The sequence below is a fragment of the Bradyrhizobium sp. HKCCYLS2038 genome, assembly GCF_051167655.1.
Classification (GTDB): domain Bacteria; phylum Pseudomonadota; class Alphaproteobacteria; order Rhizobiales; family Xanthobacteraceae; genus Bradyrhizobium.
In genome coordinates, this window is the sequence record NZ_JBNPTM010000001.1 from 652,404 (window position 1) to 665,256 (window position 12,853).

10 protein-coding genes are annotated in these 12,853 nt (G+C 65.1%); 8 read left to right on the forward strand and 2 right to left on the reverse strand.

The genetic code is table 11. From position 1 onward, the window contains the following. Nucleotides 1-43: 43 nt before the first annotated feature. A complete protein-coding gene (gene galU / locus ACQR1I_RS02940) occupies nt 44-925 on the forward strand; it encodes a UTP--glucose-1-phosphate uridylyltransferase GalU (RefSeq protein WP_434865674.1) in 882 nt (293 codons plus the stop codon). 32 nt (nt 926-957) lie between these two features. On the opposite strand, the gene ACQR1I_RS02945 is transcribed toward galU, so the two are convergent. Then, nucleotides 958-2,466 carry a diguanylate cyclase gene (locus tag ACQR1I_RS02945; protein ID WP_434865675.1) on the reverse strand — a complete coding sequence of 503 codons (1,509 nt, stop codon included), beginning with the start codon at nt 2,464-2,466 and terminating at the stop codon, nt 958-960. Between the two features lie 143 nt (nt 2,467-2,609). Between ACQR1I_RS02945 and ACQR1I_RS02950 the strand changes: the two genes are divergently transcribed. The 7 genes from ACQR1I_RS02950 (at nt 2,610) to ACQR1I_RS02980 (ending at nt 10,734) form a co-directional block, all read left to right on the forward strand. Beyond that, complete coding sequence (locus tag ACQR1I_RS02950; protein WP_434865676.1) at nt 2,610-2,867, forward strand: DUF7662 domain-containing protein; 258 nt, start codon at nt 2,610-2,612, stop codon at nt 2,865-2,867. Nucleotides 2,868-2,985: 118 nt separating this feature from the next. Continuing rightward, nucleotides 2,986-4,782, forward strand: coding sequence for a peptide ABC transporter substrate-binding protein (locus ACQR1I_RS02955; RefSeq protein WP_434865677.1), 1,797 nt, complete (start codon nt 2,986-2,988; stop codon nt 4,780-4,782). 253 nt (nt 4,783-5,035) lie between these two features. After that, nucleotides 5,036-6,829 carry a peptide ABC transporter substrate-binding protein gene (locus ACQR1I_RS02960; protein WP_434865678.1) on the forward strand — a complete coding sequence of 598 codons (1,794 nt, stop codon included), beginning with the start codon at nt 5,036-5,038 and terminating at the stop codon, nt 6,827-6,829. 42 nt (nt 6,830-6,871) lie between these two features. After that, on the forward strand, nt 6,872-7,831 hold the full coding sequence (locus ACQR1I_RS02965; RefSeq protein WP_434865679.1) for an ABC transporter permease: 960 nt from the start codon (nt 6,872-6,874) through the stop codon (nt 7,829-7,831). After that, on the forward strand, nt 7,797-8,738 hold the full coding sequence (locus ACQR1I_RS02970) for an ABC transporter permease (RefSeq protein WP_434865680.1): 942 nt from the start codon (nt 7,797-7,799) through the stop codon (nt 8,736-8,738). Before ACQR1I_RS02965 ends, ACQR1I_RS02970 begins: the two co-directional genes overlap by 35 nt. Beyond that, nucleotides 8,738-9,736 (forward strand): ABC transporter ATP-binding protein, encoded by a 999-nt coding sequence (locus tag ACQR1I_RS02975; protein WP_434865681.1) that lies wholly within the window; start codon nt 8,738-8,740, stop codon nt 9,734-9,736. The genes ACQR1I_RS02970 and ACQR1I_RS02975 overlap by 1 nt, the downstream gene beginning before the upstream one ends. Next, nucleotides 9,736-10,734, forward strand: a complete 999-nt coding sequence (locus ACQR1I_RS02980; RefSeq protein ID WP_434865682.1) for an ABC transporter ATP-binding protein — start codon at nt 9,736-9,738, stop codon at nt 10,732-10,734. Before ACQR1I_RS02975 ends, ACQR1I_RS02980 begins: the two co-directional genes overlap by 1 nt. Before the next feature lie 16 nt (nt 10,735-10,750). Here the strand turns inward: ACQR1I_RS02980 and ACQR1I_RS02985 are convergent, their stop codons facing one another. Then, nucleotides 10,751-12,736: a cache domain-containing protein gene (locus ACQR1I_RS02985; protein ID WP_434865683.1), complete on the reverse strand. Its 1,986-nt coding sequence runs from the start codon at nt 12,734-12,736 to the stop codon at nt 10,751-10,753. Nucleotides 12,737-12,853 lie beyond the last annotated feature (117 nt).

Here is a 12,853-nt window from a genome sequence, read left to right on the forward strand (position 1 = left end):
GATCGGTTTCGCATTCATTCGTCACAAGGTTTAATCAGCGCCCATGAAGATCCGCAAAGCCGTATTTCCGGTCGCCGGTCTCGGCACCCGCGTCCTTCCCGCCACCAAGGCGATGCCGAAGGAGATGCTGACGATCGTCGACAAGCCGCTCATCCAATACGTTTTCGACGAAGCCAAGGAAGCCGGCATCGAGCATTTCGTGTTCGTCACCGGTCGTAACAAGACTGCGATCGAGGATCATTTCGACCGCGTGTATGAGCTCGACGCGACGCTCGCGGCGCGCGGCAAGAAGACCGAGATGGAGATCCTGGCGCGTGACCAGCCGGAGGCCGGTGCCGTCAGCTTCACCCGCCAGCAGGCGCCGCTCGGTCTCGGCCATGCCGTGTGGTGCGCGCGCGACATCGTCGGCGACGAGCCGTTCGCCGTGGTGCTGCCGGATGAGCTGGTGCTGAATTCGCCGGGCTGCCTGGCGCAGATGATCGCCGCCGCCAACAAGCTGCCGGAGAAGAGCAACGTGCTCGCCGTGCAGGAAGTGCCCGCCGACCAGACCCATCAATACGGTATCTGCGGCGTAGGCCCGCGCGACGGCAAGATCTTCGAGGTCGACGGCATGGTCGAGAAGCCGGCCAAGGGCACCGCGCCGTCGAACTTCTCGATCACTGGGCGCTACATCCTGCAGCCGGAGATCTTCAAGATCCTGGAGACGCAGGAGCGCGGCGCCGGCGGCGAGATCCAGCTCACTGACGCGATGATCGGCCTGTCGAAGACGCAGAAGTTTTATGGCGTCGATTTCGACGGCGAGCGGCACGATTGCGGCTCGAAGTCCGGCTTCCTGAAGGCCAACATCGCCTTCGGCATGGCGCGTGCCGATCTGCGTGACGGCCTGCGCGATGACATGAAGCGCTATCTCGAGACCAAGGGCTGAGCAGCCCGCTCAAGACGAGACGGCTGGCGGCGTCAGGCCGCCAGCGCCGCCGCCTCAGCCGGCTTCGGCACGGCCACGGCGATGCAGCGGTTACGGCCCGCCGCCTTGGCCATGTACAGCGCCTTGTCAGCGGCGTTCAGCAGGCCGGTCCAATCCGAATCCCGCGACGGCGTCACACTGGCGATGCCGATGCTGATCGAGGCGTTGCCGGCGTCGCCGGCCCAGATCGCGACCTTGGTGCGGATCGTCTCGGCAACCGCGAGCGCTGCGGTTTCCGAGCTTCCGGGCAGCAGCACCGCAAACTCCTCGCCGCCATAGCGCGCCGCGCAGTCGCCGGCCCGCCGCACCGAGTCGGAAATGCACACGGCGATGCCGACCAGCACCTGGTCGCCGGCCTGGTGCCCATGGGTGTCGTTGTAGCGCTTGAAATGATCGGCATCGATCATCAGCAGTCCGATCGGAGCCGCTGTCCGCTGCGCCCGCCGCCACTCGATCTCGATCGTCTGATCGAACTTGCGCCGGTTCTTCAGTCCGGTCAGCGGGTCGGTCGTTGCAAGCCGCTCCAGCCGCGCCTCGACCTTCGCGCGCAACTGGATCTCGCGCGCGGCGACCTGGGTCGCGGCCAGCACGAACACGCTGAGCGCCAGCATCATTGCGCCGATCTGCGCGGCCTCGTTGCGCCAGACCGCGTAGACGCTCTCCCACGATTTGCTGGCGACCACCACCAGCGGCTCAGTGCCGTTGCGCCAGACCAAGAGGCGCGGCAGATCGTCGAGCGCGCCGTAACTGCTCGACCAGCCGGACGGCTCGGTGAGCGCGCGCGTCACGGCCGGCGCTCGCGCCAGGTTGCGGCCGATCGCATCGGGATCGAACGGTGCGCTGACGATCAGGGTGCCGTCCCGGCGGAAGACGGTGAGGCTGTCGCCGGCGCCGAGCGAGAGCCTTGCGAACAGGTCGCGGAAATAGCTCAGCCGGATCGAGCCGGCGACGACGCCGGCGAAGCGGCCGTCGGCGGTCGAGATGCGACGGCTGAGCGCAATTGCATATTGGCCCTGGTGCTTGGCGGGCCTGCCGACATAGAGGCCGGCATCGGGCCGGTCGCGATGCACCTGGAAGAACTCGGCATCGCTGCGATCCTCCGGGACCGGATCGAGCGTCGCGGAATCGATCGACAGCCGGCCGCGCGCGTCGAACACCTGGATGTTGCCGAAATTCCTGGCGGTCGAGGCGCGGTCGAACAGGATGAGCTGGCGGACCGGCTTGCTGACGTCGCTGATTTCGGGCAGCAACATGTTGCCGGCGACCGCGCGCAATGAGAGATCGTAGAGCTCGATGTTGCGGCTGATGTCGGCGCCGATGCCGGCGGCCATGTTGTCCAGGGCCTGGCGGGCGCGCACCTCCTCGCCGCGGCGCAGGTCGATCATGACGCTGGCGCAGATGGCGGAGAAGCCGATGATGGTCGAGATCGAGCAGGTAATCAGCGTGCGCGCCGACAGCCGCCAAGGCTGCGTCGCCCGGCCCGTTCGGCGTTTCCAGCGCATCGGCTTGCCCCGTCCCCGTGAAGTCCCGTCCGTAAAGCAACGGATACGCCGAAGTAACCTGTGTTAGGTTAACGAGTGGTTGCGGAAGCGGGCTTCGACTCGCTGAGGCTGCCACGTCGGATCGTGTCAGATGGAGTTGAGATTTGCCCGACTATGATGCCCTGAGCGCCTATCTCAAGCGGCAGACCCGCCCCGAGCTGGTGCTCAGCCTCGAGGAGATCGAGGAGATGATCGGCGACAGCCTGCCGCGCGCCGCGCAGCGGGCGTCGTGGTGGGACAGCCTGCGCAGTCCGCAGGAGAAGATGCCGCAGCGCGAGGCCTGCCTGGCGGCCGGCTATGTCGCCACCCGCCTTCCCGACGGCAAGGGTGTTCGCTTCCGCAAGCTGAAGCCGCCGCGCTGAGCCGCTGCCGCGCACTTGGCCCGGATCGTGCGTTCGGCGTGAAGACACCGGTGGCGCCGAGCCTTGAAGACGCGCCCGACACCCGCTTCAATTGCTGCCGATCTGGAGGGGCACTGACATGAACGAGCACGAACTGCGTCGCGCGGTTGCCGCGGTCAAGAACGGGCGGCTTTCGCGCCGCGACTTCGTGCAGCAGATGCTTGCGATCGGGCTCACGGCACCGCTGGCCGGCATGATGCTGGCGCATTCCGGCGTCGCCATGGCTGCGACGCAGGCGTTTCCCTACAAGCCAACCAAGGCCGGCGGCGGCGGGCCATTGAAGATCCTGTTCTGGCAGGCGCCGACCCTGCTCAATCCGCATTTTGCGATCGGCATCAAGGACCAGGAAGCCGCGCGCGCCTTCTACGAGCCGCTGGCCGGGTGGGACGCCGAAGGCAATCTCGTGCCCATCCTCGCCACCGAAATCCCGAGCGTCGCCAACGGCACGCTCGCGGCCGATGGCACCTCCGTGATCTGGAAGCTCAAGCCGGGCGTGAAATGGCACGACGGCGAGCCTTTCACGGCTGATGACGTCATCTTCAACTGGCAGTATGCCACGCATCCCGAGACCTCGGCTGTCACCATCGGCGACTACAAGGACATCAAGGCGATCGAGCGGATCGACGACCATGCCGTCCGTCTCGTCTTCGCCCGGCCGACGCCGCTGTGGTTCACGCCGTTCGTCGGCGGCCGCGGCACGATCATCCCGAAGCACCTGTTCGGCGACTACATCGGCGCGAAGTCGCGAGAGGCGCCGAACAATCTCAAGCCGGTCGGCACCGGCGCCTATCTGTTCGTGGACTTCAAGCCGGGCGACACGGTCACGGCCCGGCTCAATCCCGACTATCACGTGCCGAACCGGCCGCATTTCGACACGCTGGAGATCAAGGGCGGCGGCGATGCGGTGTCGGCGGCGCGCGCGGTGCTGCAGACCGGCGAATTCGACTATGCGTGGAATCTGCAGGTCGAGGACGAGATCCTGGCCAAGCTCGAGAGCGGCGGCCAGGGCGTGGTCGAGATCGTGCCGACCGGCAGTCTCGAATTCATCCTGCTCAACGCCACCGATCCCAGCGTCGAGGTGGATGGCGAGCGCGCGAGCCTGAAGACCCGGCATCCGCTGTTCTCCGATCCCGCGGTGCGCGAGGCGATCAACCTGCTGATCGACCGCGCCTCGATCCAGAAGTTCATCTATGGCCGCGGCGGCATCGCAACGGCCAACTGCATCAACAATCCCGCGCGCTATCGTTCGCCGAACATGCGCTTCGAGTTCAATATCGAGAAGGCCAATCAGATTCTGGAGAACGCCGGCTGGAAGAAGGGCGCGAGCGGCCTGCGCGAGAAGGACGGCAAGCCGCTGAAGCTCCTGTTCCAGACCTCGACCAACGGACCGCGGCAGAAGAACCAGGCGATCATCAAACAGGCGTTCCAGAAGGCCGGCATCGAGGTCGAGCTGAAATCCGTCGTCGCTTCGGTGTTCTTCTCCAGCGACACCGCCAATCCCGACACTGCCGCGCATTTCTACTGCGACATGGAAATGTACCTGATGACGATGTCGTCGCCGGAGCCGCAATCCTTCATGAGCCAGTACGTGTCGTGGGAGGTGGCCAGCAAGGCCAACAAATGGCAGGGTCGCAACATCGCGCGCTGGCAGAACAAGGACTATGACGATCTTTACAACGCGCTGACCCGCGAGCTCGACCCGGTCAAGCGCGCAGCGCTCTACATCCGGCTCAACGATCTCGTCTGCGCCGAGCGCCACGTCCTTCCCGAACTCAACCGTCCCCGCGTCTCCGGCATCCGCAAGGGCCTGCAGACCCACTCCTCGGGCTGGGACAACGACCTCTGGCAGCTGCCGAGCTGGTATCGCGAGAGCTGATATTTACGGCCGATCGTCGCCCCGCCGCTGAAGCTGCGCACCCTCATACCATGGTGTGTTCCACTTTCCGGGACATCGTGCTGCAATCCCTTTTGCACTGCGAAGTGCGACAATCGTTCCCTTCCTTATTACGGAACTGGCCCGGATTCTGCTTTGACAGTCGCTTCGAAGGCTGATCCAATTTTGTGCAGCCCCGCGACGAAACTTGGCGGGGCGCTTTTTTTGGCATTCAGCACCACCCTGGAGTCGATGAATGAACGAGCGTGACCTCCGTAGCCAGATCGCTGATGTCAAAGCAGGGCGCCTGTCACGGCGCGATTTTGTGCAGCGGATGATTGCCGTCGGGCTGAGCGCGCCGATGGCCGGTGCGATGCTCGCCCATTCGGGCGTCGTCCATGCGGCTCAGCCGATTGAGTACAAGCCGACCAAGGCCGGCGGCGGTGGTCCGCTCAAGCTGTTGTTCTGGCAGGCACCGACCCTGCTCAATCCGCACTTCGCCAACGGCACCAAGGATCAGGAGGCCAGCCGCCTGTTCTACGAGCCGCTCGCCGGCTGGGACGCCGACGGCAATCTGGTGCCGATCCTGGCCGCGGAGATTCCGAGCAAGGAAAACGGCATGCTCGCTGCCGACGGCCTGTCGGTCACCTGGAAGCTGAAGCAGGGCGTGAAGTGGCACGACGGCAAGCCGTTCACCGCCGATGACGTGATCTTCAACTGGGAATATTCGGTCAACCCGGATACCGCTGCGGTCTCGGTCGGCAGCTATCGCGGCATCAAGTCGATCGACAAGATCGACGACCACACGGTCAAGCTCAATTTCAAGCTGCCGACGCCGTTCTGGGCCGATCCCTTCGTTGCGGCCTACGGCCTGATCATTCCGAAGCATCTGTTCGCGGATTACATCGGCGGCAAGTCGCGCGAGGCGCCGGCCAATCTGAAGCCGGTCGGCACCGGCCCCTATGTCTACGTCGATTTCAAGCCGGGCGACTCCATCTCCGCCAAGCGTAATCCTGACTATCATCAGGCGAACCGGCCCTATTTCGACACGGTCGAGGTCAAGGGCGGCGGTGACGCCGTGTCGGCGGCGCGTGCGGTGCTGCAGACCGGCGAATACGACTACGCCTACAATCTGCAGGTCGAGGACGAGATCCTGACCAAGCTGGAAGCGGGCGGGCAGGGCAGGGCGCAGCTCACGGTCACCGGCCACATCGAGTACATCGCGCTCAACGTCACCGATCCCTGGACCGAGGTCGACGGCGAGCGCGCGAGCGTCAAGACCAAGCATCCGTTCTTCACCGATCCGGCCGTGCGCAAGGCCATCAACCTCCTGATCGACCGCGCCTCGGTGCAGAAGTTCATCTATGGCCGCGCCGGTGTCGCTACCGCGAACTTCCTCAACAACCCCGAGCGCTTCCGCTCGCCGAACAACAAGTTCGAGTTCTCGATCGAGAAGGCCAACCAGATCCTCGAGGAGGCCGGCTGGAAGAAGAATTCGTCCGGCGTCCGCGAGAAGGACGGCAAGCCGATCAAGCTGGTGTTCCAGACCTCGATCAATGCGCCGCGCCAGAAGAACCAGGCGATCATCAAGCAGGCGTTCCAGAAGGCCGGCATCGAGGTCGAGCTGAAGTCGGTGGTGGCGTCGGTGTTCTTCTCGTCCGATCCGGCCAACCCCGACACCTATCCGCACTTCTATTGCGACATGGAAATGTACCAGACCACCATGCCGCAGGCCGATCCGCAGTTCTTCATGAACCAGTTCACCTCGTGGGAGATCGCGAGCAAGGAGAACAAGTGGCAGGGCCGCAACATCTCGCGCTGGCAGAACAAGGACTACGACGAGACCTACAAGCAGGCCTCGAGCGAGCTCGACCCGGTCAAGCGCGCGGCATTGTTCGTCAAGCTCAACGACCTCGTCGTGCAGGACAACTACATCCTGCCCGAGATCAACCGCCGCAACTGCATCGGCCTGAAGAACGGCATGGTCGCGAACAAGAGCGGCTGGGACAATGACCTCTGGCAGATCGCCAACTGGTATCGCGAGACCTGATCGCAGCCAGCATGACCAGCCAGACATCGTAGGGGTGGAGCGATGGGAAACTACCTTCTCAGGCGCCTCATCGTGGCCGTGCCGAGCCTGCTCGGCATCAGCCTCATTCTGTTCGTGCTGCTTGCGCTCGCGCCGGGCGATCCGTTCGGCGAGCTCGCGAGCAACCCGAACATTCCGCCGGAGGTCCGCGAGGCGCTGCGCATCAAGTTCGGCATGGATGATCCGATCATGGTGCGCTACTTCCGCTGGCTGGTCGCCATGCTGCATGGCGACTGGGGCTTCTCCTTTGCCAGCCGCGTCAACGTCGACACGCTGATCCTGCAGCGCATTCCGGCCACGCTCTACGTGGTCGGCACCGCGCAGCTGCTGGCGCTGATCGTCGCGATCCCGGTCGGCGTGCTGGCGGCGCGCCGGCCTTATTCGATCTTCGACCAGGTCGCCAACACCTTCGCCTTCATCGGCTTCTCACTGCCGACCTTCTTCACCGGCCTGCTGCTGATCCTGATCTTCAGCGTCAATCTCGGCTGGCTGCCGTTCGTCTACCGCGCCGACATTCCCGCGACCGGTTGGATGTGGTGGTGGGAGAACTTCAAGCAGGCAGTGATGCCGGTCACCGTGCTCGGCCTCTACCAGGCCGCGTCCTATACGCGCTACGTGCGTTCGGCCGTGCTCGACGTCATCAAGCTTGACTACGTCACGACGGCGCGATCCAAGGGGCTCGACGAGAGCAAGGTGATCGTCAAGCACGTGGTGCGCAACGCGCTGATCCCGGTGGTGACCTTGGTGGCGCTGCAGATGCCCACCGTGTTCGGCGGCGCCATCGTCACCGAGCAGATCTTCCGCATTCCCGGCATCGGCTCGCTCCTCATCAGCGCGATCCTCGCCAACGATACGCCCGTCATCATGGCGGTGACCTTCGTGTTCGCCTGCCTCGTCGTCCTGTTCAACCTGATCGCAGACATTTTGTATGGCTGGCTTGACCCACGCATCTCCTTCCGTTGAGACGGCCGCCGCACCGGCTGCGAAGAAGCGCCGCTTCTCGCCCGGACGCGACGCCGTCAGGCGCTTCCTGCGCCACCGCCTCGCCGCCGTCAGCATCGTCGTGCTGGCGCTGCTCGCGTTCGCCATCATCGTCGGTCCCTGGATCTGGCGGGTGCCGATCAACGAGATCGACTTCACGGCGCGGCTCGCGGCCCCGTCGTGGGAGCATCCGTTCGGCACCGACGATCTCGGCCAGGATCTGCTGTCGCGCATGATCTATGGCGGGCGCATCTCGCTCGCGGTCGGCTTCGCGGCGATGGCCGTCGGCCTGTTCGTCGGCGTCGTGATCGGATCCGTAGCCGGCAACTCCAAGGGGCCGGTCGATGCCGCGCTGATGTGGCTGACCGATCTGTTCCTGTCGCTGCCGCAACTGCCGCTGCTGCTGCTGGTGATCTATCTGTTCCGCGATCTCCTGAAGGGCATCGTCGGCCCGGAGGGCGGCACCTTCGTGCTGATCGTGCTGGTCATCGGCGGCTTCCGCTGGATGCCGGTGGCGCGGCTGGTGCGAGCGCAGTTCCTGTCGCTGCGCGAAAAGGAGTTCGTCGAGGCCGCGCGTGCGCTCGGCGCCTCCAACCTCCGTCTCGTCGTCCGCCATATCCTCCCCAACGCGCTGGGCCCGGTGATCGTTGCCGGCACCATCGACGTTGCGGCTGCAATCATCGCGGAGTCGACGTTGTCGTTCCTCGGCCTCGGCTTTCCGCCTGATATCCCGACCTGGGGGCGCTTGTTGTTCGACGCCAAGGACTATCTCGACATCGCGCCGCATTGGGCGCTGTTCGCCGGGGGCGCGATCTTCCTCACCGTCATCGCGATCAACTTCATCGGCGATGGCCTGCGCGATGCGCTCGATCCGCGGAAGGTGATGTGATGGACGCGCGTGTATCGCCGCTCCTCGAGATCAAGGGGCTGAAGACCTATTTCAACAGCGACGACGGCCAGGTCCAGGCCGTCGACGGCGTCGACATCACGATCAATCGTGGTGAAACGCTGTGCGTGGTCGGCGAGTCCGGCTCGGGCAAGACCGTCACCGCAATGTCGGTGCTGAAGCTGATCGCGATGCCGCCCGGCCGCATCGCTGGCGGCCAGATCCTGTGGCAGGGGCGCGACCTGGTGCCGCTCGGCTCGTCCGAGATGAACAAGATCCGCGCCAGCGAGATCGCGATCGTGTTCCAGGAGCCGATGACCTCGCTCAACCCGGTGTACACCGTCGGCGACCAGATCGCCGAGGTGATCCGGCTGCATCAGGGTCTCTCCAAAAAGGCTGCGATGGATCGCGCCGCTGACATGCTGGCGCTGGTGCAGATTCCCAATCCGCAGCGCCGCGTGCACGATTATCCGCATCACTTCTCCGGCGGTATGCGCCAGCGCGTGATGATCGCGATGGCGCTGTCGTGCAATCCGAAGCTCCTGATCGCCGACGAGCCGACCACCGCGCTCGACGTCACGATCCAGGCACAGATCCTCGACCTGCTGCTCGACATGAAGGAGCGGCTCGGCATGTCGATCATGCTGATCACCCACGCCATGGGCGTCGTGGCCGAGGTCGCCCAGCGCGTCGTCGTGATGTATGCCGGCCGCGTCGCTGAGGAAGCGCCGGTCGACCGCCTGTTCGCCAATCCGCGTCATCCCTACACCCAAGGGCTGATCCGCTCGATCCCGCGCATCGATCTCGCCGCGGTCAAGAAGAGCCGGCTGGAGAGCATTCCGGGCAGCGTGCCGAAGCTGATCAACCCGCCCGAAGGCTGCCGCTTCGCCTCGCGCTGCCGCTTCGCCATTCCCGCCTGCAAGGCCGCGCAGCCTGAGCTGCGCGAGATCGAACCCGGCCACAAGGTGGCGTGCATCCGCGCCGAAGAGACGTTGCTGTGATGACCGAAGCTGCCACCGCTCCCGCCACCGCGCCGGCGCCGCTGCTCAGCGTCCGCAACCTGACCAAGGCGTTTCCGATCCGGGGCGGCTTGTTGAAGCGCCAGGTCGGCAGCGTGCGCGCGGTCGACGGCGTCAATTTCCACATCGATCCGAGCGAGACCTTCGGCCTCGTCGGCGAGTCCGGCTGCGGAAAGTCGACCACCGGCCGCTGCGTGCTCCGCCTGATCGAGCCGAGTTCGGGCGAGCTCACGTTCGAGGGCAAGGACGTGATCTCGCTGTCTGGCGAGCACCTGCGCGCGCTCCGCCGCGACATCCAGATCATTTTCCAGGATCCTTACGCGTCGCTCAATCCGCGCATGACCATCGGCGCCATCATCGGCGAGGCGCTGACGATCCACGGGCTCGCGACGTCGCGCCAGCAATACGAGGCGCGCATCGTCCATCTCTTGGAGACCGTCGGCCTTCAGGCCGACCACATGACGCGCTATCCGCACGAATTCTCTGGCGGCCAGCGCCAGCGCATCGGCATTGCGCGGGCGATCGCGGTCGAGCCCAAGCTGATCATCTGCGACGAGCCGGTGTCGGCGCTCGACGTCTCGATCCAGGCCCAGGTCATCAACCTGCTCGAGGACCTGCAGCAGAAATTCGGCATCGCCTATCTGTTCGTCGCGCACGACCTCTCGGTGGTCGAGCACATCAGCCGCCGCGTCGCCGTGATGTATCTCGGCCGGATCGTCGAGACCGCGCCATCACGCCAGCTCTATGCGACGCCAAAGCATCCCTACACCGAGGCGCTGCTGTCGGCGGTGCCGATTCCGGACCCGAGCGTGAAGCGGAAGCGCGTTCGCTTGAAGGGCGAGGTGCCGAGCCCGATCAATCCGCCGTCGGGCTGTCATTTCCACACCCGATGCCCGATCGCGAAGGAGGTCTGCAGCAAGGAAGTGCCGCCGCTGAAGGCGAGCGACGAAGGACACCTCGTCGCCTGCCATTTCCGCTGAGACGGATTGCGGGCCGCTACGCCGCCTGACGATCCGAGACCAGGGCCGTCAGGCGCGCGCTCTGCTCGGGATTGAGCGTGAACTGCACCAGCGCCGTCCGGTCGCCGACGCGCGTAACCGTGCCCGGCAGGTCGGACACCATGCCGGCGATCGCCAACGTGACCGGCGTGTTGACTGACAGCCGGACCGGGACCTGCTCGAGCAGCGCGCCGCCGAGCGACAGATTGCGCACCGTCATGCTGATCTGTTCGCCATTGGCCTGGAGCGTGCCCGGGCGATTGATGTTCAGCCGCGTCGAGAGACGGCGATCGACATCGGTGGTCGAGGTCCGGATCACCCGCACCAGTTCCGTCCGTAACTTCTGCACCTTGTCGGCGACAACAGTTGAGCCGTCGCGAATGTCGGTGGAGCGGCGGCCGGCCTCGCTGGCCTCGCGCGATACCTCGGCAATCTGGCTCGCCACCTCGCGCGCGGCGGCCGAGGTTTCCTCGACCGTGCGCGAGATCTCGATGGTGACGCTGTTCTGCGCCTGGATCGCGTCGGCGATCCCGGACGACACCGCCTCGACGTTGCGGATGACCTCGCCGATCGCGCCGATCGAGGTCACCGACGCGCGCGTCGAATCCTGGATCTCGGCGATCTGCTGCGCGATCTCGCTGGTCGCCTTGGCGGTCTGCTCGGCGAGCGACTTGACCTCAGAGGCGACGACCGCGAAGCCGCGGCCGGCTTCGCCGGCGCGAGCCGCCTCGATGGTCGCGTTCAGCGCCAGCAGGTTGGTTTGGCCCGCGATCTCGCTGATCAGGCTGGTCACCGCACCGACCTTGTCGGCCGCCTCCGACAGCTTCGCGATTGTCGCCTGCGCCTCGGAAGAGGCCGCCACGGCCTTGCGCGTCAGCTCGCGCGACGAGTTCACCTGGCTGGAGATCTGCGAGATCGAGGCGGCGAGTTGCGAGGACGCCCTGGCGACGGTCTGCGTGGTGGCGAGCGCCTGCTCGGCCGCGGCCGCGACGCTGCTCGAATTGCGCTCCAGGGTCAGCGCGCTATCGGTCATCGACTTGGCACTGCTGGCCATGTGGCCGGTGCCTTCGGCGACCTCGCCGACGGCCGTGCTCGCCGCCTGCTCGACGGCCTCGGCCATTTCCTTCAGCGCCTTGCTCTTGATGCGCTCGGCGACCTGGCGCTGCTCGTCCTCGAGCATCGCAGTCTGCCGTGCCTTCTCCTCGGTCTTGATTCTGAACTGCTCGATCGAACGCGACATTTCGCCGAGCTCGTCGCTGCGAGTCTGTCCCGGCAGCTTGATGTCGAAATTGCCGTGACCGAGCTCGGTCAGCGCGCCGCTCATCGCCGCCAATGCCGACGACATCCGCCGCGCAATCACGAGCGTGATCGAGCCGATGATGAGCATCACGAGGACGGCGGCGATGAACACGCTGCGCTTGCTCTCCCACATCTGGGCTTCGAGATCGTCGACATAGACGCCGGTTCCGATGATCCAGCCCCAGGGCTCGAAGCCGGCGACGTAGGACATCTTCGGCTGCGGCGCATCCTTGCCGGGCTTCGGCCACATGTAGTCGACGACGCCGGCCTTCTGGCGCTTGACGACGTCGACCATTTCCATAAACAGCCGCTTGCCGTTCGGATCCTTGTTGTCGGCAAGGCCCTGGCCGTTCAGCTCCGGCTTGATCGGATGCATGACCATCTTCGGAGCCATGTCGTTGATCCAGAAGTAGTCGCCGTTGCCGTAGCGCAGCTTGCCGATCCGCTCGGCCGCCTTCTTCTGCGCGGCCTCCGGCGCGACCTTGTCGCGCGCGATGGAGTCGTATTCCTCGCGGGCAATGCTGAGCGCGGTCTCCGTCAGATGCGTCAGCTCGCTCTGTCGCTGATCCTTCAGCGCGGTGTCGAGGTTTTGGCTCTGCGTTGCAGCAAGGCCGGCGAGCCCGCAGAAGGACAGGCCGATGATCGCATAGATGCGAAGAGCGAGGGAGAAACGCGGCTGAGCCATTGATGGATCCGGAAGCCAGAGGCAGGTGGAACTACTGACATTTTAACGAAACGCCGTTTATGGCGGGTTAAATGTCAGTGGTCCTCTGTTACCGAGATGGGCCGTTCCATCCGTAGT

Coding starts and splice junctions, on each gene's coding strand:
- galU (WP_434865674.1), top strand. CDS start 44: ATGAAGATCCGCAAAGCCGTATTTCCGGTCGCCGGTCTCGGCACCCGC.
- ACQR1I_RS02945 (WP_434865675.1), bottom strand. CDS start 2,466: ATGCGCTGGAAACGCCGAACGGGCCGGGCGACGCAGCCTTGGCGGCTG.
- ACQR1I_RS02955 (WP_434865677.1), top strand. CDS start 2,986: ATGAACGAGCACGAACTGCGTCGCGCGGTTGCCGCGGTCAAGAACGGG.
- ACQR1I_RS02960 (WP_434865678.1), top strand. CDS start 5,036: ATGAACGAGCGTGACCTCCGTAGCCAGATCGCTGATGTCAAAGCAGGG.
- ACQR1I_RS02965 (WP_434865679.1), top strand. CDS start 6,872: ATGGGAAACTACCTTCTCAGGCGCCTCATCGTGGCCGTGCCGAGCCTG.
- ACQR1I_RS02970 (WP_434865680.1), top strand. CDS start 7,797: ATGGCTGGCTTGACCCACGCATCTCCTTCCGTTGAGACGGCCGCCGCA.
- ACQR1I_RS02975 (WP_434865681.1), top strand. CDS start 8,738: ATGGACGCGCGTGTATCGCCGCTCCTCGAGATCAAGGGGCTGAAGACC.
- ACQR1I_RS02980 (WP_434865682.1), top strand. CDS start 9,736: ATGACCGAAGCTGCCACCGCTCCCGCCACCGCGCCGGCGCCGCTGCTC.
- ACQR1I_RS02985 (WP_434865683.1), bottom strand. CDS start 12,736: ATGGCTCAGCCGCGTTTCTCCCTCGCTCTTCGCATCTATGCGATCATC.